Annotated in this window: 23 protein-coding genes; 15 read left to right on the top strand and 8 right to left on the bottom strand. The window is 73.0% G+C overall.

The genetic code is table 11. The annotated features are described in order from the left end of the window. A partial coding sequence (locus B2P18_RS12385) for a pentapeptide repeat-containing protein (RefSeq protein WP_286960139.1) occupies positions 1 to 394 on the top strand: 394 nt, incomplete at its 5' end. 54 nt (positions 395 to 448) lie between these two features. Next, the gene (locus B2P18_RS12380) at positions 449 to 622 is read left to right on the top strand and encodes a CsbD family protein (RefSeq protein WP_019285404.1); all 174 of its coding nucleotides are present in this window, start codon (positions 449 to 451) and stop codon (positions 620 to 622) included. 110 nt (positions 623 to 732) lie between these two features. Here B2P18_RS12380 and B2P18_RS12375 read toward each other — a convergent pair whose 3' ends face one another. Then, positions 733 to 1,818 (bottom strand): quinone-dependent dihydroorotate dehydrogenase, encoded by a 1,086-nt coding sequence (locus B2P18_RS12375; protein ID WP_286958689.1) that lies wholly within the window; start codon positions 1,816 to 1,818, stop codon positions 733 to 735. 40 nt (positions 1,819 to 1,858) lie between these two features. Here B2P18_RS12375 and B2P18_RS12370 point away from each other — a divergent pair, with 40 nt between their 5' ends. Next, entirely contained in the window at positions 1,859 to 2,425 is a 567-nt protein-coding gene (locus tag B2P18_RS12370; RefSeq protein ID WP_029210208.1) for a DUF402 domain-containing protein, read from the top strand. A gap of 71 nt (positions 2,426 to 2,496) precedes the next feature. On the opposite strand, the gene B2P18_RS12365 is transcribed toward B2P18_RS12370, so the two are convergent. Beyond that, positions 2,497 to 3,051, bottom strand: a complete 555-nt coding sequence (locus B2P18_RS12365; protein WP_286958687.1) for a DUF2382 domain-containing protein — start codon at positions 3,049 to 3,051, stop codon at positions 2,497 to 2,499. A 253-nt stretch (positions 3,052 to 3,304) separates the two neighbouring features. On the opposite strand from B2P18_RS12365, the gene B2P18_RS12360 reads away from it, so the two are divergent. From B2P18_RS12360 to B2P18_RS12350, 3 genes are read left to right on the top strand one after another with little or no spacing between them, the layout of a single operon-like run. Beyond that, on the top strand, positions 3,305 to 3,742 hold the full coding sequence (locus B2P18_RS12360; RefSeq protein ID WP_286960131.1) for an ATP-binding protein: 438 nt from the start codon (positions 3,305 to 3,307) through the stop codon (positions 3,740 to 3,742). 39 nt (positions 3,743 to 3,781) lie between these two features. Then, positions 3,782 to 4,645: a DUF5926 family protein gene (locus tag B2P18_RS12355; RefSeq protein ID WP_286960130.1), complete on the top strand. Its 864-nt coding sequence runs from the start codon at positions 3,782 to 3,784 to the stop codon at positions 4,643 to 4,645. Between the two features lie 13 nt (positions 4,646 to 4,658). Continuing rightward, on the top strand, positions 4,659 to 5,408 hold the full coding sequence (locus B2P18_RS12350) for a glycosyltransferase (RefSeq protein WP_029210204.1): 750 nt from the start codon (positions 4,659 to 4,661) through the stop codon (positions 5,406 to 5,408). 36 nt (positions 5,409 to 5,444) lie between these two features. Here the strand turns inward: B2P18_RS12350 and B2P18_RS12345 are convergent, their stop codons facing one another. Further along, entirely contained in the window at positions 5,445 to 6,104 is a 660-nt protein-coding gene (locus B2P18_RS12345) for a TetR/AcrR family transcriptional regulator (RefSeq protein WP_286958685.1), read from the bottom strand. 33 nt (positions 6,105 to 6,137) lie between these two features. Beyond that, positions 6,138 to 6,569, bottom strand: a complete 432-nt coding sequence (locus B2P18_RS12340) for an ester cyclase (RefSeq protein ID WP_286958684.1) — start codon at positions 6,567 to 6,569, stop codon at positions 6,138 to 6,140. Positions 6,570 to 6,781: 212 nt separating this feature from the next. Here B2P18_RS12340 and B2P18_RS12335 point away from each other — a divergent pair, with 212 nt between their 5' ends. After that, positions 6,782 to 7,063, top strand: a complete 282-nt coding sequence (locus tag B2P18_RS12335) for a hypothetical protein (RefSeq protein ID WP_019285395.1) — start codon at positions 6,782 to 6,784, stop codon at positions 7,061 to 7,063. Here the strand turns inward: B2P18_RS12335 and B2P18_RS12330 are convergent. Continuing rightward, positions 7,051 to 8,322: an MFS transporter gene (locus B2P18_RS12330; RefSeq protein WP_286958683.1), complete on the bottom strand. Its 1,272-nt coding sequence runs from the start codon at positions 8,320 to 8,322 to the stop codon at positions 7,051 to 7,053. The two genes, B2P18_RS12335 and B2P18_RS12330, sit on opposite strands and share 13 nt — an antisense overlap. 49 nt (positions 8,323 to 8,371) lie before the next feature. Here B2P18_RS12330 and B2P18_RS12325 point away from each other — a divergent pair, with 49 nt between their 5' ends. From B2P18_RS12325 to B2P18_RS12315, 3 genes are read left to right on the top strand one after another with little or no spacing between them, the layout of a single operon-like run. Next, entirely contained in the window at positions 8,372 to 8,989 is a 618-nt protein-coding gene (locus B2P18_RS12325) for a winged helix-turn-helix domain-containing protein (protein ID WP_239265248.1), read from the top strand. A gap of 49 nt (positions 8,990 to 9,038) precedes the next feature. After that, on the top strand, positions 9,039 to 9,269 hold the full coding sequence (locus B2P18_RS12320) for a ribbon-helix-helix domain-containing protein (RefSeq protein WP_019285392.1): 231 nt from the start codon (positions 9,039 to 9,041) through the stop codon (positions 9,267 to 9,269). Then, positions 9,256 to 9,603, top strand: a complete 348-nt coding sequence (locus B2P18_RS12315; protein WP_029210199.1) for a type II toxin-antitoxin system PemK/MazF family toxin — start codon at positions 9,256 to 9,258, stop codon at positions 9,601 to 9,603. The genes B2P18_RS12320 and B2P18_RS12315 overlap by 14 nt, the downstream gene beginning before the upstream one ends. A gap of 126 nt (positions 9,604 to 9,729) precedes the next feature. On the opposite strand, the gene B2P18_RS12310 is transcribed toward B2P18_RS12315, so the two are convergent. Continuing rightward, positions 9,730 to 10,632 carry an SDR family NAD(P)-dependent oxidoreductase gene (locus B2P18_RS12310; protein WP_286960113.1) on the bottom strand — a complete coding sequence of 301 codons (903 nt, stop codon included), beginning with the start codon at positions 10,630 to 10,632 and terminating at the stop codon, positions 9,730 to 9,732. 166 nt (positions 10,633 to 10,798) lie between these two features. Between B2P18_RS12310 and B2P18_RS12305 the strand changes: the two genes are divergently transcribed. Continuing rightward, positions 10,799 to 11,029 carry a ribbon-helix-helix domain-containing protein gene (locus B2P18_RS12305; RefSeq protein WP_308191443.1) on the top strand — a complete coding sequence of 77 codons (231 nt, stop codon included), beginning with the start codon at positions 10,799 to 10,801 and terminating at the stop codon, positions 11,027 to 11,029. A gap of 17 nt (positions 11,030 to 11,046) precedes the next feature. Here the strand turns inward: B2P18_RS12305 and B2P18_RS12300 are convergent, their stop codons facing one another. Next, complete coding sequence (locus tag B2P18_RS12300; protein ID WP_286960111.1) at positions 11,047 to 11,223, bottom strand: hypothetical protein; 177 nt, start codon at positions 11,221 to 11,223, stop codon at positions 11,047 to 11,049. Beyond that, a complete protein-coding gene (locus B2P18_RS12295) occupies positions 11,216 to 13,411 on the bottom strand; it encodes a hypothetical protein (protein ID WP_286960110.1) in 2,196 nt (731 codons plus the stop codon). The genes B2P18_RS12300 and B2P18_RS12295 overlap by 8 nt, the downstream gene beginning before the upstream one ends. Positions 13,412 to 13,665: 254 nt before the next feature. On the opposite strand from B2P18_RS12295, the gene B2P18_RS12290 reads away from it, so the two are divergent. The 4 genes from B2P18_RS12290 (at position 13,666) to B2P18_RS12275 (ending at position 18,118) form a co-directional block, all read left to right on the top strand. Continuing rightward, entirely contained in the window at positions 13,666 to 15,054 is a 1,389-nt protein-coding gene (locus B2P18_RS12290) for a sensor histidine kinase (RefSeq protein ID WP_286960107.1), read from the top strand. Between the two features lie 86 nt (positions 15,055 to 15,140). Next, on the top strand, positions 15,141 to 15,857 hold the full coding sequence (locus B2P18_RS12285; protein WP_240483917.1) for a response regulator: 717 nt from the start codon (positions 15,141 to 15,143) through the stop codon (positions 15,855 to 15,857). Positions 15,858 to 15,983: 126 nt separating this feature from the next. Continuing rightward, complete coding sequence (locus B2P18_RS12280) at positions 15,984 to 16,865, top strand: ABC transporter ATP-binding protein (protein WP_019285383.1); 882 nt, start codon at positions 15,984 to 15,986, stop codon at positions 16,863 to 16,865. Next, positions 16,862 to 18,118 (top strand): ABC transporter permease, encoded by a 1,257-nt coding sequence (locus tag B2P18_RS12275; protein ID WP_019285382.1) that lies wholly within the window; start codon positions 16,862 to 16,864, stop codon positions 18,116 to 18,118. The genes B2P18_RS12280 and B2P18_RS12275 overlap by 4 nt, the downstream gene beginning before the upstream one ends. Positions 18,119 to 18,152 lie beyond the last annotated feature (34 nt).

Raw genomic sequence — 18,152 nt, 5'->3', positions numbered from 1 at the left:
CAGCGTCGCCGTGCGCCGGGCGGGGCGAAGCCCTCGGCATACGAACAGCCGGGGGAGTGCCCGAGCCGACCGCCGGCTCAGACCCGGCGCCGACGGCCGGAGCGGGACCGGCGCCGACCGCCGGATCAGGCCGGGGGCCGACCTGGTCCGGGCGGCACTGGCCGGGTCGGACCTGCGCGGCGCGGACCTGAGGGGAGTGCTGCTGATCGCGGCCGACCTGCGCGACGCCGACCTGGCGCGCGCGGACCTGCTGGGTGCCGACCTGCGGGACGCCGACCTGCGCGGGGCCAGGGTGGCGGAGGCTCTGTTCGTGACCCCGCCGCAGCTGGCCGCGGCCAGGACCGACGAAAGCACCACTCGCCCGCCAGGTGTGAGCGGGACTCACGCGGGGTAGGTTCGGGGGAACCGGTCGTCACGGACCGGGCCAGTCGAACGAAAGGGAAACCTCATGGGTCTCGACGACAAGATGGACAACAAGGGTCAGGACGTGTCCGGCAAGGCCAAGGAGGCCACGGGCAAGGTCACCGGCGACGAGGAGCTGCAGGCCGAGGGCAAGGGCGACCAGATGGGCGCCAACCTCAAGCAGGCCGGCGAGAAGGTCAAGGACGCCTTCAAGAACTGAGCCGCCGAGCAGCTCTCGCACCGCCGCCGCACCTCCGCCTGCCGTTCGTCGGCCACGCGGGTGCGGCGGCGGTGGCCTGTCCGGGTCCGGTCAAGCCACCGCCGGCCGACTCAGGCCAGCGCTCGCGCCAGCTCTCGCACCACCATCGGCCCGTGCAGCGCGAACGCCGTGTAGACCTGCACCAGCGAGGCCCCGGCGTCACGCATGGCCAGGGCGTCGTCCGCCGAGCGGAGCCCGCCCACCCCGATGATCGGCAGCGCGCCGGCCGTCTCGTCGTGCACGAACCTCACCACCTCGACCGCACGAGCGCGGAGCGGAGCACCCGAGAGGCCGCCCGGCTGCGCGGCATACGACAGCTCGGTCTGGTCCAGGCCGGAGCGGGACAGGGTGGTGTTGGTCGCGATGATCCCGGCCACCCCCACGTCCAGGCAGACCGCGAGCAGCTCGGCCAGTGCGGGCTCGGTGAGGTCGGGCGCGACCTTGACCCAGATCGGCACCGCGTGCGCTGCGTCGTGTGCCTCGTGCCCCAGATCGCGCCCCGCCTCCCGCCCGACCGCGGCGCTGTCGCTGCGCAGCGCGGACAGGATCTCGCGCAGCGCGCCCTTGTCCTGCAGCTCGCGCAGGCCCGGGGTGTTGGGCGAGGACACGTTGATGGCGACGTAGTCCGCGTGCCGCGCCAGCCGGCCGAAGGAGTAGCGGTAGTCCTCCACCGCCTCCCCGAGCGGCGTGACCTTGGACTTGCCGATGCTGATGCCGAGCGTGACCGCGGGGCGGTGGGCGTCGAGGCGGTCGGCCAGGGCGTCGGCCCCGGCGTTGTTGAAGCCCATCCGGTTGATCACGGCGTCCGACTTCGGCAGGGTGAACAGCCGGGGCCGGTCGTTGCCGGGCTGCGGGTGCCGCGTGACGGTCCCCACCTCGACGAAGCCGAACCCGAGGGCTGGCCACACCGACAGCGCGCGCCCGTCCTTGTCCATGCCGGCGGCCAGACCCACGCGGTTGCCGAAGCGCACCCCGCCCACCTCGACCGGGGCGTCGGTCGCCAACCTCGACCGCAGCGGCGCGAGCAGCTCGGGCCGGCGCTCGGCGAGGGCCATCAGGCGCAGCGTGCGCGCGTGGACCTGCTCGGCGTCGCCGCCCGAGACGGAGTAGAGGGCGGGGCGCAGGAGATCGTCATACAGGCGGGAGAGGAGGGGCACGCGCCCATTGTCGCAAAGGGCGGGGGCTAGTCTCTGGCAGGTGAACGAGCAGCAGCCCCGAGAGCCCCTCATCCTCGTCGAGGGGGAGCCCGTCGCCATCCGCTTCAGCAAGTGGGACGGGGGCCCGCACTGGAGGTATGACGGGTCCTACCTCGGCCGCGACGAGCACGGCCACTGGGTCGCGGTGCCGGTGGGCGCCCCGATCACCCGCCCCGGGCGATCCTTCGACAACGAGCACCACAGCGTGGTGTGCGTCCCGCGCCAGTCTGGGCACGTCCTCACCACCAACGCGGATCCGCACAAGGTGCGGCACTACGTGGACATCACGACGGTGCCCCTGTGGTCACGCGTGGACGGGGTGGCGACCGTCTCGATGGTGGACCTCGACCTGGACGTCGTGGAGCGCCGCAACGGGCGCATCTACGTCGACGACGAGGATGAGTTCGCCGACCACCAGGTCGAGTTCGCCTATCCGCCGGAGCTCGTCACGTCGGCCGAGGCGGAGGCGCGGCGGATGCTCGTGCTCGTCGAGACCCAGGCCGAGCCGTTCGCGACCGTGGCGGAGGCGTGGCTCGACCGACCAACCGCCCGCCCCACGACGCCCTAGGGCGCGCGGGTCGCAGAGCGGTCCGGCCGTCAGCGGTTGGCCCGCAGCGGCCGGTGATCAGCCGTCGGTGATCAGCGGTCGGCGCGCGGGGTGTCCTCGCGCTCGAGGCTGACGACCTCCTTGGCGAGCTCCGCCTCGACGACCTGCTCGCGCGTCACCCGGTCCACGAAGACCCGGACGCGCTCGATCGGCACGACCCGCGTGACGACCTGCTCCTCGTGGAGGACGATCTCGATCGCGGCGTCCTGGTGCAGCTCGCCGTCGTCGTCGCGGTGGCCCTGAGGACGGTGCGGCTCGCCCGCGGCCAGGGCTGCCTCCTTCGCGGGGTTGCCCCGCCCCTGTGCGTCGCGGTCACCGGCGCCGGTCACGCCGTCGTGGTCCGGCGGCAGGGGCGCCCGAGCCGGCAGCTCCTCGACCACGAGCTCCTCGCGGCGGACGGTGATGGTCCGCTCCTCGGTGACGACGCGCTTGGACACCCGCACCCGGCCGCTCTCGACCGGGCGGGTGGTGACGAAGAGCTCCTCCTCGCTGCGGGTGACCGTTGTCGGGGCGTCGTGGCGATCGCTCTCCTGGCGGCCGAGGCCCTCGTGGGATCGTTCGGTGCGCAGATCGTGCTGGTCGCTCATGGTGGCTCCCTTGCTCGCGGCGACGGATATCTCCGCTCACCTACCCCTCGCCCCCTCGACCTATGCGCGCGGGAGGTCGCCCCCGACCCGTGAGACCGACCGCGTGCAGGGGTTCCGCGCGAGCCCTATGGGGTATCCGGGCGAGGACGAACCCACGCAGGGGGACGCGTCATCTGGACCCCTGCTCACTGGCGGTCGGCCGAGGCACGTATGCCGTCGGACCGACCGCGCCGCTGCACGAGAGGACGAGCCCATGCCACCGCGCGTGCGCAACCTGGACGAGGTCGACAAGACCGTGATGGTGCCGTGGGACGCGACGTCCGCCGAGCAGGCTCGGGCCGAGCTGCGCGCCAGCCTTGCGGACGAGCGCGTCGCCGACACGACGCTGGACGAGGCCGTCCAGGCCATCTCGGAGCTCGTCGCCAACGCCGTGCAGCACGCCGGTCCGATGCCGGGCGACGTCTTGCGGGTGCACTGGACCCTGCGCAAGGGGGTGGTCGAGGTGGACGTCACCGACGGGGGGTCCTCGTCCACGCCCCACCCCGTGCGGCAGACCCCCTGGCAGACCCGCGGTCGCGGGCTGCGGATCGTGCGTGCCTTCGCCCACGAGTGGGGCTACCTCGACCAGCCCAACGGCTCCCGCACGGTCTGGGCCGCGCTGGGTGGCCCGTCCCGACGCCGCACCCGCTGACACCGGCCGGCACCCTGGCGCCCCGCTAGGGTGGCCTGCATGGGCAAGGCATCTCGTCGCAAGGGCGACACCAAGAAGACCCGTCCGGCACCTTTCGCGCGCCGCCCCTTCGAGGGCCTGGTGGGCGAGACCGACCTCGTGGCGATGCGCGAGATCGTGCCCGCCGCGATGGCCACGGTGACGCTGCGCGAGCCGGTGGCCGACGTGTCGACCGCGACGCTCGTGACGGTGCTGCCCCTCGCCTGGCCCGGCCTGCGCCGCGCGGACGGTGAGGTCCTGGCGGGCCTGCAGTCCGGGACGAGCAGCGGCGACGCCAGCCGCGACCTCGCCCAGGTGCTCCTGGCCGCCGCCGAGACCGAGCCCGGCAGCCCGGTCGCGACGCTGCCCCTCGCCACCGAGGACCCCCCCCGCCTGCAGGACCTCCTCGACCCGTCCGCCCCCCTCGACATCACGGTGCACGAGGGCTTCGACTTCTGGGTCGGTGACGGCGACCTCGACGAAGAGGGGCGCGAGTCGCTGCAGCGCGCCAACGACAGCGCCATCCCCACCGTCAAGCTGGACGGCGTGCGGTCCGCCTACTGGTGCCTCATCGGCGACCGTGCCTATGTCCGCCAGGTGCTCCCCGACGACGAGGATGCCGCCACCGACGCACTCGCCCGCCTGCACGCGCGCGGCGAGAGCGCCCTGACCGACACCCACCGCCTGCTCGGCGCCTTCCGCGCCTGCGGGCTGCTCATCCCCGTCTGGGAGGTCGACCCCGAGGCGGACCCCGCCTCCTTCTCCGACCCCGCCCAGCAGATGCAGCAGCGGTATGCCGAGGCCCTGGCCGGCAGCACGCCGCTGTCGGCGGACGAGCGACGGGCTCGCTCGGGTCTGCTCAGCCGCCAGATCACCCTGCGCTGACGGAGGGTCCGCCGTGAGCGGTGACCACGCACGGCCGGTGGCGGTCGTCATCCCGGCCAAGGACGAGTCCGCGCGGATCGCCTCGACGATCCGGGCCGCGTCCGCCATCCCCGGCGTCGACCTGGTCGTCGTCGTCGACGACGGGTCGCGCGACGGCACGCAGTCCATCGCCCATGGCGCAGGCGCCGTGGTCGCCCGGCACACCCGCAACCGCGGCAAGGCCGCCGCCCTGCAGACCGGGGCGGCCGTGGTCGAGCGCCGCGACGAGCACGAGGGCCGGACCGGGACGGCCCGGCGGCTGCTGCTGCTCGTCGACGCGGACCTCGAGGACTCCGCCGCCGAGGTGGGGGTGCTCGTGCCGCCCGTGGCCGGCGGCGAGGCCGACCTCGCCATCGCGATCCTGCCCCCGCAGCGCTCCGCCGGTGGGGGTCACGGGTTCGTGGTGCGGCTGGCTCGTGAGGGCATCCGGTCGCTGACGGGCTGGACGCCCACGCAGCCCCTGTCGGGGATGCGCTGCCTGACCCGCGAGGCCTACGACGCGGCGCAACCCCTGGCGGCCGGGTGGGGCGTCGAGACGGCGATGACGATCGACGTGCTCGCCGCCGGACTGCGGGTGGTCGAGGTGCCGTGCGCGGTGCACCACCGCGTCACCGGCTCGGACTGGCGTGGCCAGCTGCACCGGGCCGCGCAGTACCGCGACGTGTGGCGGGCGCTCGCCGTGCGGCGCCTGCGGGCCCGCCGCGCTGCCCGACCGAGCGCCTGAGCTGTTGCCCGACCGAGCGCCTGAGCTGCCTGGCCCTCACGGGTGGGCGAGCAGCGTCCGTGACCAGCAGTCCACGAGATGCGCCCCGAATCTCTGTGTGCTCCAGCCGCGTTCGTCGACGAGCAGGGTCCAGTACTCCGGGGCGTTCATGCTCCAGATGATGTCGGCGACCTCGTCGTCGTCCAGGTCCGCCCGCAGCTCGCCCGTCGCCCTGAGGTCTCGTGCGAAGTCACGCATGTTGCCCGCCCGACGCTGCGTGATCTCGCCCCACAGATCCGCCGACTCGGGGTCTGTGGCGGCGGCGTCGCGCAGCGCGAGCACGACCGGCGCCAGGCGCGGCTGCAGGAGCAGGAGCCCGTCGACGTAGGCCGCCAGCTTGGCCCGCGCGGTCGGGGCCGCCCGCACGGCCCTGACGTAGTCGCGGTCCTCGGGGGCCACGGCGGTGTCCGTGCCCGAGATGGCCGTCTCCAGCACCTGCCGCAGCAGCTCCGGCTTGCGGCCCACCGCCGCGTAGACCGTGTCGACCGCCACCCCGGCGCGCGCGGCCACCTGCGAGACGGTGGTGGCGGCATACCCCTGCTCGACGACGAGGTGACGTGCCGCGTCGACGATCCGGTCGCGGGTGGCGGCCGCCTGCTCGGTGCGCCTCGACGAGCGGTAGCGCCGGGGCGAGGTGGCGTCGGCCGACGCGCTCATGCGGCTCCTGAGAGTGGGGGTCGTGCTGCGCGGTCAGCCTAGGCGCTCGAGCACCCCCGACTGGGCCAGCATGGCGAACCGGTCCGGGACGCCCCAGTGCTCGACGATGCGGCCGTCGACGACCCGGGCGACGTCCACCACGGTGAAGTCCAGCGGCCGTCTGCTCGGCGGGTCGAAGAAGGGTCCGGTCGCCGTGCCCTGCGCCCGCACGCGGACCCAGATGGTGTCGCCGTCCTTGACCTCGTCCTCGATGGTGAAGGCGATGTCGGGCACGGCCGTGTGGACGGCCCGCATCGCGGCCTTGACGTGCTCGATGGCCTGCTGGCCGGTGCCGGCGAGGCCGAACTGGTGCTCAACCAGGTCGGGGGAGCAGAGCTCGTCGACGATGGCCCCCTCGCCGGTGGCGAAGCCTTCGTGGAAGATGCGGGACATGACGATGCTGGCGGGAGGTGCGCTGGTGCCCATGAGGACTCCTCGGCTGGTATGCCCGCCGATGGTTGGCCCGGGGGGCGGTGCACTTTGATCCGAAGGGCATTCGGATCAATACATCGATCGTACGCCGTGCACGTCGCGCCGTCGACCCCTGACGGGTGCCCGTCGCCGAACGGCGTCCGGTCATCTCTCAGGTCGCGGTGCGACGGTGGGGCTGCACGCTGACAAGGGGAGGGAACCACGTCATGCAGAGCGATCGCGGCTGGATCCGCAGCTACGCCAAGGCCGCCATCCTGGCGGGGCTGGCCCTGCTAGGGGCGGCGCTGTGGGCCGTCGGCTGCTCCATCGGGATGGACCTCGCCGACGCCGGGTCCAGCGGGCCACCGGCCTGGACGATGGTGATGACCTGGGGTGGCCTCGCCCTGGCGCTGGTCACCGGCATCTGGGCGATCGTCGAGCTGGTCCGGTCGCACGAGCGCGTGCGCTGGAGCCGCTGGGCGCAGCAGGTCGGGCCTCACTCGGGCTGAGCGACCTCGTCGTTGGTGCCCGGGCTCACCGGGGTCGGCCCGGCTGCTGGGGTTGCTGGGGTCGCCCGCGTTGCTCGGTGGTGGGCGATGGCGCCCGTCGTGCTGATCGCCAGTCCGGCTGCGCCGACGACCAGGTATGCCGTCCGCGGCCCCACCAGCAGGTTGAGCGTCCCGCCGAGCGCGAGCGCCGCCACCGTGCAGGCGCGTGCCGCCCCTTCGACCGCCGCCAGGACCCGGCCGCGCTCGCGGTCCGGGATCTCGGCGAGGAGGACGGCGATGAGCCACGTGTTGGTGGCGCCGAGGAGGCCGCCGACCACGCATCCCAGGACGACGAAGACTCCCACCGAGATCGCCAGTCCCTGCCCGGCCTGGGTGGCCGCGACGAGCACCAGCGTCCCCAGGAGCAGCCGGGCCCGCCGTGAGGAGGTGGTGACGGTTCCGGCCAGCAGGGCTCCGACGGTGGCGCTGACCCCGGCGGCAGCCTCGGCCCATCCGTAGTCGGCCGCGTTCGCGTGCAGCACGTCCCGCAGCAGGGAGACCTCGACGGCGTTGACGGACTCCAGGGTCAGGATGAACGGCAGCACGGCCGCCACGAGGATGCCGGTCGTCGGGTGGCCGCGCAGGATCCGGAGCGCCGGCCCCGGGGAGGCCGAGAGGCGATCCGGCTGTGCGGCCCGCCGGCGGCGGGTGCGCAGCAGGAGCGCCGCGACGGTCAGGGCGAGGAAGCTCGCGGCGTCGATGGCCAGGGCTGCCGACGCGCCCTGGTGCTGGACGAGCAGCCCGCCAGCGGCCGCGCCGACGGGGGTGGAGGCCGTGCGCAGGCCCTGGCGCAGCGAGACGAGGACACCGGCCAGCTCGTCCCCGGCGACCAGCGGCAGCAGGCTCGTCCACAGGGGGCTGGTGAAGGCGAACGCCGTCTGCAGGAGGGCGACGAGGACGAGCGTCGCGGCGTAGTCGGTGGTGAGCGCCAGCCCCCCGGCGGCCGCTGCCTGGACCAGGCTGCCGGTGACGAGGACGGTGCGCGAGTCCGCGCGGTCCGCGACGGATCCAGCGATCCCCATGGTCAGCACCAGGGGCAGGGCGAAGCACACGAGGAGGCCGGCCACGGCATACGGCCCGGCCTGGGTGTCGTGCGTCCGCAGCGTGAGGGCGACCAGCGCCATGGCGTCACCGACCGTCGACAGGGCTCCGGCGGCGAGCAGGATGACCGCGTCCCGGTGCGAGAAGGCAGCGACATAGGTGTGAAGGATTTGTTTCACATATGTGAAGGTACTGCTTCATGATGAGCCCGGCAACTAGCCTGGCCTCATGGCCGGCCGACCCGACGCGCTCACGATCACCGATCCGCAGGCTCTGCGAGCCATCGCGCACCCCGCACGCCAGCGGCTGATCGCCGAGCTGTATGCCGGGGAGGTGCTGACCGCCACGGAGGCATCGCGTCTCGTGGGCCTGACCCCGTCGGCCACGAGCTATCACCTGCGCGCCCTGGAGCGGTGGGGGATCGCGACCCGCGACGAGACCACCGGCGACCGTCGTGAGCGGCCGTGGCGCAGCGCCGCCACCTCGATCGCCATCACGCCGGAGGCGCACCGGCTGGCCGGATCCACCACCAGCCGACGATCGCTGTCCTCCTGGTTCGAGGACCTCCAGGCCGGGGTTCATCGCATGCTGGCGCGCGCCGATCAGGGGTCCGACGAGGTCGGCATGGTGTCGCGGGAGCGCCTGTGGCTCACGCCCGAGGAGGGCGCGGAGCTCCAGGAGCGGCTGCAGGCGGTGGTCCGCGAGTACGGGTCGCGCTCGGGTAGGTCCCGGTGGAGTCACCCTGAGGGGGTGGCCCCGTGGGAGGCGTACGTGTTCCTCATGCCTGCGCAGGACGATCCGGAGAAGGCGCCGGGTCGCGGCCCCAGGTCCTCGGAGGTCGACTGAGCGTGCTACCTGGGTAGTAATCGCGATGCTATCCGGGTAGTGTCGTGGCATGAAGGTGAGTGTGAGTCTCAGCGCCCAGGATCTCGCGGCCCTCGACCGGTATGTCGAGCAGTCCGGGCTCGAGTCGAGGTCGGCCGGCGTCCAGCAGGCCATTCGCCGTCTCCAGGACCCGCAGCTGGAGGCCGCCTATGCCGCCGCCTGGGAAGAATGGGCCGTCCTGGGTGACGAGGATGCGTGGGCTCCGGCCTCGTCGGACGGGCTCACCGATGTTGCGGGGTGAGATCGTCCTGGTCGACCTCGAACCGGTGCGCGGCAGCGAGGCCGACAAGCGTCGCCCTGCTGTCCTCGTCAGCAACGACCGGGCCAACACGACGGCACGACGGCTCGGTCGCGGAGCGGTGACCGTCGTGCCGGTCACCAGCAACGTCGAGCGGGTCTTTCCGTTCCAGGTGCTGCTCGCGGCGAGCGAGACCGGCCTCCGGGTGGACTCCAAGGCTCAGGCCGAGCAGGTGTGCTCGATCGCCGTCGAGCGTGTGGGGTCGGCGGTGGGCCGGGTCCCCGCGCACCTCATGGCCGCCGTCGACGAGGCCCTGCGCCTGCACCTGCAGCTGTGACGCGCAGAGGCGGTCCCGCTCCACCTGATCATGGTGCCGTCGAGCAGGAGCCGGCCCTCGGGTGCTGGCAACCGCGTCGTGCCGCCCTCGTGGCTCGACGAGACGAGCTCGGTCACGCGCGGCCGGTCAGCCTCTCGGCGGCCTCCCAGAGCTGCCGTTCACGGGCCGGGTCGTAGGACTGAGGCGAGGAGCGGGCGACCCGGTCGCGGTCGACGTAGGCGCCGGCCGGGGCGTCGAGTCGCCCCAGGGCGAGGTCGGCCAGCTGACGTCCGGCGCCCTGAACCGTGCCGACGACCGGAGTCCTGGCCAGCAGGGGAGCACGTGCTGCATCGCGTAGCGGGTGAGCGGGCCCGCATCGCGAGCAAGTCCGGTGGCGGGCACGAAGCCCGGGTTGTAGCCGAGGACGACCCGCTCGGGGTAGCGGCGGGCGTACTCGTGCATCAGGTGGATCGCTGCCAGCTTGCTGGTCGAGTACGCGGTGCGGCCGGCCCGCAGGGTGCCCGGCCGGTCGAAAGCGCCGGGCCTGGCCAGGACGTGGGGATCTCGCCACTGCGGGCCTGGGACCATGCCCAGGTTGTGCCTCAGGTCGCCGAAGTGGGTGTCGCTGACGGTGATCACCACCCGCCCCCTTGGCTGGAGCCGATCGGCCAAGCTCCTCACGAGGACGTGGTTGGCCAGGACGTTGACCGCGAACGTCGGCTCGAAGCCATCCTCGGTGCGGCCGTTCGCATCCACGCGCTGGATGCCGGCGTTGAGCACCATCGTCGAGATCGGGGGCACCTCGCCGCTGTCGACGAGGCGAGCGATGTGCTGAGCGGCAGAAGCGACGTCGGGCAGCCTGGCCAGATCTGCCTCGACGAGCCGAACCTCGTCGAACGCTGACGCCCAGGCCTGTCGCGCCGCGTCTCGGACGACGACCAGCACGTGCGCGCCTGGGGCGGCATCGACGATCCTCGCGAGGGCCTCTCCCGCGATGCCCCGGCTCGCACCCGTCATCACCATGGTCTGCACGACAGGCCCCCAGATCATCGTGAGGAGAGTGTCTCTCGCGATGCGCGAGACCATCCCACCCTAGGTCACTGACTTCGCCTCTCAGCCCGGCGAGCGCCTAGGCATGCTGTAGATCGGCGTTCAGAGGGTCTTGTCGGGGTTGCCTATATCGTAATACGATTTGATGATGGAGACAGTCAACGGGGTGCCGGTCACCGACGAGATGATCCAGGCCTGGGCTGATGAGGCGGAACGCGGCTATGACGTCGAGGCGCTGCGCAAGCGTGGCCGCAAGTCGAAGGGCGATGGTCCGGGTCGCGTCGTCCCCGTCCGGCTCGACGTCTCGCTCATCGGAGCCCTCGATGAGCGTGCGGAGCACGAGAACACGAGCCGCTCGGACATCATCCGAGCGGCGATCCGCGCTTACGTCGCGTGAGGGTCAACCATTCGGCCCTAAAGCACGGCATCGGCGAGAAAGATATCCTGCACGCCGTCGCTCATCGTGCGTACGAGAGTGAGCCGGACGACGACATCCCTGCCAAGCAATTCGTGCTGGGGTTCGACCGCCATGGACGCCTTCTCGAGCTCGTGATCGTGACCTTCGACAGCGGCAACCAGCTCGTCATCCACGCCATGAGGGCGCGCCGCCAGTTCCTCGGCCTCCTCGATTGAATCTGCGGTCGGTCCTTCGTGCGTCCAGCACGGCAGCGATCAGCAGTGGCACGAGCACCGTAGCGCCGACGGCGGGGATGGCGGTGCCGGAGTCGTTCATGACGAAGCCGATCAACCACATGACGACGATGCAGATCAGCCCGGTGCGCAGCAGCGGGACGCGGTCGTAGGCCGGCAGCAGGGGCCGACCCAGCGCTGAGTGCGGGCGCAGCAGGGCCACGATCACGAGGACCAGGCCGACCGGGATCAGCATCGCCAGGGGAGAGCCGGTGAGCATGTCGAGGTTCTGCTGGGCCTTGCGGGTGATCACGTCCAGCGCGCCGCCGTCGAGCACGGTCTGGACGAACCGTCCGAGGTGCGTGCGGGACGACGCGGGCCGCAGGTAGTCCACGACCGCCAGCCCGACGAGGGCGAGGACCGTCACGAGGCCGACCATCAGGACCCGTCCCCAGCCGAGGCGCAGCCCGAGCGCCACGACGACCAGACCAGCGACGGCGGGCAGGAGTGCGGCGGGCCCGCCGAGGTCGGCTCCCCAGGTGGGAGACCCGTCGACCACGACGGCGACCAGACCGATCGCCAGCGCGGCGAGGGCGCCGGCTCGCGGACGGCCGCGACGCGCGCCCAGGTCGGCCACCGCGACGCAGAGCAGCAGGACCGACGTGGCCAGGAGCGCGAACGCCACGTTGCCGAGGCCGTAGAACCGGCCCCCGATCGTCGGCTGCTCGCCCATGAGCGTGGAGAGCGTGAGGCGCGAGCCGGTGACGGCGTCGCCGGCGATGACGAGGGCGGTGATGGCGGCCACCGCGGCCGGCGACCCGAGCGGGTGGCGCCGCCAGGGGCCGGCCAGCGCCATGGATCCGAGCACGAGGGCGACGGCGGCCACGACGGCGCTGAGCGTGAGGAGCGGCGGCCCCACCCGCCACCAGGGGACGAGCGCCGCGAGATAGGTGGCGGCGGGGACGCATGCCGCGACCACGGCCACCGCGCGCACGCCACGCGCCAGCCGCCTGCGCGTCGCGTCGCCGGTAGACGAGCGTCGCGCGAGCAGAAGCGCCCCGAGGTAGAGCACCAGCTGCCCGATCGCCCAGGTCTTGAAGAAGGGGTCGGCGAGCGGTTGCACCTGGTGCGCCGCCTGCGCCGTGTCGACCATCGTCTCCCGGCGCGCCGCCGCCGTGCCGTCGTCGGGCAGGACGGTCCACGCGTCGCCGGTCCAGGACGCCGGCCCGCTGCCTCCGCGCAGCGCGACGACCTCGGGGGCCAGGTCCGTCAGCAGGACCATGCCGTCCTGCCGGGTCGCCGAGGACCGCAGCGTGCCGGGCGCGATGCCCGGACCCCTCTCGAGCACGACGCGCACGCGCTCGGCGGGCCCGTCGTCGGCCAGCCCCGCGACGATCACGGTGGCGTTCTCGGGCGTGGCGGCCAGCACCTCGCCGAGCCGGGCGTCGAGCCCCGCCAGCTGGGTCGCCCGCGCACCCCGGTCGCGGGTCGTCAGCCCGCCCGGGTCGACGAGCGTCACCGGGCACCGGGCCAGGTCGGCCGGCAACGTCGAGGGCTCGTATGCCGTCGCGCTCCCCACCCGGCCGTCGCCGTCGGCGGCGCCGACCGCCGCACCAGGCCCGATCGCCGCGACGCAGTCGCCCCGCTGTCCCAGCGTCGCCGCGAGGCTGCCGAGCCGACTGTCCTGGCGGGTGCGGGACGCCGCCTCGACATAGCGTTGCCACCCCGTCATCACGCCGTCCGACCCGACCGAGGGGAGGGCTGAGCAGGGCGGACGCGGGTCGTCGCCCTGGTCGGGCTGCGCCGCGCGCCCGCCCGCGCCGAGAGTCAGCCACCCGTCGAGCGGGCAGGTCGTGAGGTGCACGGACCGCACGATCAGCGAGGACGATGCGCCACCCTCCAGCATCGACCACAGGGAGGGCGTGCGGGCGGGGTCGAGGTCGTGGGCGTCCAGCCCGGGCAGACCCACCACGACGACCGGGCCGGGGCCCGGCCGCTCGGTGGCCGGCCGTTCGGTGGCCGGCCGGACGGAGGCGGCAGCGCGAGGAGCGCCCGCGGCGACCCCGGCCCCGGTGACCACGCCGAGCAGCAGGAGGCACAGGGCCGTCATACCGCCCAGCAGGGCGAGCAGGCGGGAAGGGGCGGTCACGGCGTCAGCCTAGGACGCACCCCTGACAGACCCGCTCAGGCGCAGCGCGCACGTCAGGCGCAGGCGACAGCCCGCCTCAGCACCGCCCGCATAGCAACCCGCCTACGGGCCAGGCCGCCGACGGGCCGGGCCATCGACCAGGGCGACCAGGACGACCAGGACGACCAGGACGACCAGGACGACCAGCAGGTGCGGGTCCTTCTCCACCTCGAGAGGGAGGTGGTCCGTCGGTGCTCGCCCCTAGGATCTCGGCCATGGCCACCACCCTGACCGCCGCGGGCGAGCGCATCCGTGCGTTCTTCGCCGTCGACGACCTCTGGGAGCGCCCCGGGCCGACGGCGTCCCAACGTCGCAACGACCTGTGGATCGCCCTGGCGCTGTGGGTCTGGGGCGCGCTCGGCATGGAACTCGTCCGCAGCATCGCCGACCCCCGCTACGTCGACCATCCCGTGTGGGTCCAGCACCTGCTGATCGCCCTCGGCACGCTGCCGCTGGTCTGGCGGCGCAGCCACCCGCTGCTCGTCATGGGGATCCTCCAGCTGCACATGTTCCTCGTGGGCATCACCGTGCCGGAGGTCATGCGGGGCTTCACGATGCAGTGCGTCTACGTCTTCGCGCTGTTCACCGGGGTGGCGTGGGCGCGCTCGCGGCGGGCCATGCTCGGGCTGGTCGGGGCCGTCCTCGTCCTGATGTTCGGCTGGATCGCCTGGCAGTACGCCCTCGGCACGGCGGTGCAGGAGATCCTCGACCGTCGCGACGACGTCCGGCCCGCCCAGGGGCTGTTCCCGATCGTCCAGGCCTCCGTCGTCTTCGACGTCGTGACCAACCTCGTCTACTTCGGCGGCGGCATCGTCGGCGGCCAGGCCGCCTGGCGGCAGGCGCGCTCGCGCGACCAGCTCGAGCGCCAGTCCGTCCAGCTCGAGCAGCAGGCCGACGAGCTCGCCGACCGCAAGGTGGTGGAGGAGCGGCTGCGGATCGCCCGGGAGCTGCACGACGTCGTCGCCCACCACGTGTCCGTCATGGGCGTGCAAGCCGCGGCCGCGCGGCGCGTCCTGGACCGCAACCCCGAGGCGGCGGCCGCGGCGCTGGGCCAGGTCGAGGAGTCCTCGCGGCAGGCCGTCGGCGAGATGCGCGGGCTGCTCGGCACCCTGCGCCGCACGGACCGGCCGACCGGGGGCGACCCCGGTGCAGCGGCCACCGACGACGCGGCTGCAGACCGCGACCGCGCTCCCCAGCCGGGGGTCGACCAGGTCGCCGAGCTGGTCAACGCCGCGTCGCGCCCGGGGTTCACCGTCACCTACCAGGTCGTCGAGGACCGGCCGGGTGCGCTCACCGAGGTCCCGATGCCGGTCGGGCTGTCGATCTATCGCACCGTCCAGGAGGCGCTCGCCAACGTCCGCCGCCACTCGACCGCGCACGCCGCGGGGGTGGTCGTGCGCATCGACCGCGAGGGTGAGCGGAGGTTCGTCGAGGCGGAGGTGCTCGACGAGGGGCGACCGCGGCCCGGCACCTCCGGGTCGGGGCTGGGGCTGCTCGGCATGCGCGAGCGCATCGCCTCCCACGGCGGCACCTCCGAGATCGGCCCCCGGGCCACGGGCGGCTATCGCGTCCGGGTCCGCTTCCCGCTGACCTCCGGCTCGTGACCGGGGCCGCGCGGCCGGGGGCACGTGACCCCTGCCAGCGAGGACTGGGGACACCTGCGTCCGAGCAGGTCGCTAGGGTGTCGGCCATGGGGGACGACCGGGGGAACGACATGGTGGGCGGCGCGCAGGTCCTGCGGGTGCTGCTCGCGGACGACCAGGCACTGGTGCGCAACGGGTTCCGGCTGATGCTGTCGGTCGAGGACGACCTCGAGGTCGTCGGCGAGGCCGCCAACGGCGCGGTCGCCGTCGACCAGGCCCGCAGCCTGCACCCCGACGTGGTCCTGATGGACGTGCAGATGCCGGTCATGGACGGGATCGAGGCGACCCGCGTGATCGCCGCCGAGGACCTCGCCAAGGTCCTCATCCTCACCACCTTCGACAACGACGACTACCTCTTCGACGGGCTGCGCGCCGGCGCCAGCGGCTTCCTGCTCAAGAACGCCGACCCCGACCAGCTCGTCGACGCCGTCCGCGCGGTCGGCCACGGGCACGCCCTCCTCGCTCCCGAGGTCACCCGCCGGGTCATCGCCCAGATGGCGGCGGCCGAGGGTCCCGCACCCGCCGAGACGGCGGCCGGCTCCCGGCATACGGCCGCCCTGGCCACCCTGACCGAGCGGGAGCGCGAGGTGCTCGTCCTCGTGGGCCGCGGGCTCTCCAACGCCGAGATCGCCCGCGAGCTCTTCGTCGGCGAGGCGACGGTCAAGACGCACGTGTCCAGCTGCCTGGCCAAGCTGCACCTGCGGGACCGGGTGCAGGCCGTGGTCCTCGCCTACGAGTCGGGCCTCATCCAGCCGGGGGAGTAGCCCCGCGACGAGATCATCCTCGCGGGGGAGGTGCGCCCCCTCGCGACCTCCTAGGTTGGGTGGTGCGAGCAGGCCGTATGCCGGAAGAACCGCTTCCGGGGCCACCCGCACGAGGAGGGGTGAGACGTGATCGAGGTCCAGGACCTGACGCGGCGGTTCGGCGACCACACCGCCGTGGACCACGTGTCGTTCGCGGTGCCGAGGGGGCAGCTGATCGGCTTCGTGGGCGGCAACGGCGCCGGCAAGACGACGACCATGCGGATGATCATGGGCCTGCTGCAGATCCACGAGGGCGAGGTGCGCTGGGACGGTCACGAGGTGACCACCGCGGACCGCCGAACGTTCGGCTACATGCCCGAGGAGCGCGGCCTCTACCCCAAGCAGGGGATCGCCGACCAGCTCGTCTACCTCGGTCGGCTGCACGGGATGTCGCGCCCGGACGCCCAGCAGGCGACGGACCAGCACCTCGAGCGGTTCGGCCTCGGTGACCGCGCCAAGGACAAGCTCGAGTCGCTGTCGCTCGGCAACCAGCAGCGCGTGCAGATCGCCGCGGCCGTGATGAGCCGGCCCCGCGTGATGATCCTGGACGAGCCGTTCTCCGGGCTCGACCCGGCCAGCGTCGACACGATGGTCGACCTCCTGCGAGAGCACACCCGCACCGGCGTGCCCGTGCTCTTCTCCAGCCACCAGCTCGACCTCGTGGACCGTCTGTGCGACGGCCTGGTCGTGCTGAGCAAGGGCCGCGTCGTCGCCCAGGGCACCGCCGACGAGCTGCGGTCGAGGGGGCCGCAGCGTCATCGCATCGTCCTGGGCGGCGACGCCGGATGGGTGCGGTCCCAGCCGGGGCTGCACGTGGTCGACGTCGACGGCCCGTCGGCCCTGGTCGAGCTGCTCGAGGCCGGCGCCGACCGCCGGCTGCTGACCGAGGCCCTCGCACGCGGCACGGTCACCGAGTTCGCCCGCGTGCGCCCCAGCCTGAGCGAGATCTACCGAGAGGTGACGGCATGAGCACCCAGTTGGCCCCCGAGACGCATCCCTCCCCGTCGACGCCGGCAGGTCAGGGCGCCGCGGCACCGGGCGGGGGCCGCGCGCCCCGCAACGCCTGGCAGCTGGTCGCCGCCCGGGAGATGGCGGTCAAGCTGCGCGACAAGAACTTCATCATCGGCACCGTCATCACCATGGTCCTGCTGATCGGGATCACCGGGTTCCAGGGCTGGATGGCGAGCCGCACCAGCGCCACGACGGTCGCCGTGGCCTCGGCCGAGGGCCGGACGCTCGCGGAGGCGGTGGGTCGGACCATGTCGGCCGGCGACGACTCCGACGAGGTCAAGGTCACCCAGGTCGCCGACCAGGCGGCCGCCGAGCGCCTGGTCCAGGACGGTGATGCTGACGTCCTGCTCGCCCGCTCCGGCGAGGGCTGGCAGATCACCAGCAACGAGACCGCGCCGACCGACCTGACCTCGGCCACCCGTCAGGTGCTCACCTCGCAGACGCTCGCCACCACGGCGGCCAGGGCGGGCACGACCCCCGAGGCCATCAGCCGGCAGACCGCGGTGACCACCCGCACGTTGTCCGGGACCGACGTGTCCAAGGAGGTCACCGCCAAGGTCGTCGGAGGCGTGTTCGCCATGCTCTTCTACTTCGCGGCGCTGATGTTCGGCATGCAGATCGCCCAGTCGGTGATCGAGGAGAAGCAGTCGCGCATCGTCGAGATCCTCGCCTCGGCCATCCCCGTGCGGCAGCTGCTCGCGGGCAAGGTCATCGGCAACACCGTGATCGCGGTCGGCCAGATCGTGCTCTACCTCGCGGTCGGGCTCGTCGGGATCAGCTTCACCCCGTTCAAGGAGATGCTCGGCGGGGTGGCGACCGCGGCGATCTGGTACGTCCTGTTCTTCCTCGCGGGCTTCCTCGCCCTGGCCTGCATCTGGGCGGTCGCGGGCTCTCTCGCGACCCGCAACGAGGACCTCCAGCAGACCACGACCCCGCTGACGATGGTGCTGATCATCGGCTTCTTCGCCTCCTTCATGGCGGCGGGGGCGTGGCGGGTGGCGCTGTCCTACGTGCCGGTGCTCTCCTCGATGCTCATGCCCACGCGCCTCATGGACGGCTCGGCGCAGTGGTGGGAGGGCGTCATCGCCCTGGCGCTCACCCTGGCCTTCGCCGCCGTCGCGATGGTCCTCGGCGAGCGGATGTACCGCCGCTCGCTCATGCAGACCTCGTCTCGCATGACGTTCAGGCAGGCGCTGACCGCGTCGGACTGAGCCATGATCGTGGACGCCTGCTCCCGCACCCGCG

Origin of the sequence: Arsenicicoccus sp. UBA2120 (assembly GCF_002330965.1) — a bacterium.
Lineage (GTDB): Bacteria > Actinomycetota > Actinomycetes > Actinomycetales > Dermatophilaceae > Arsenicicoccus > Arsenicicoccus bolidensis.
This window is presented reverse-complemented; position numbering and strand designations above follow the sequence as displayed.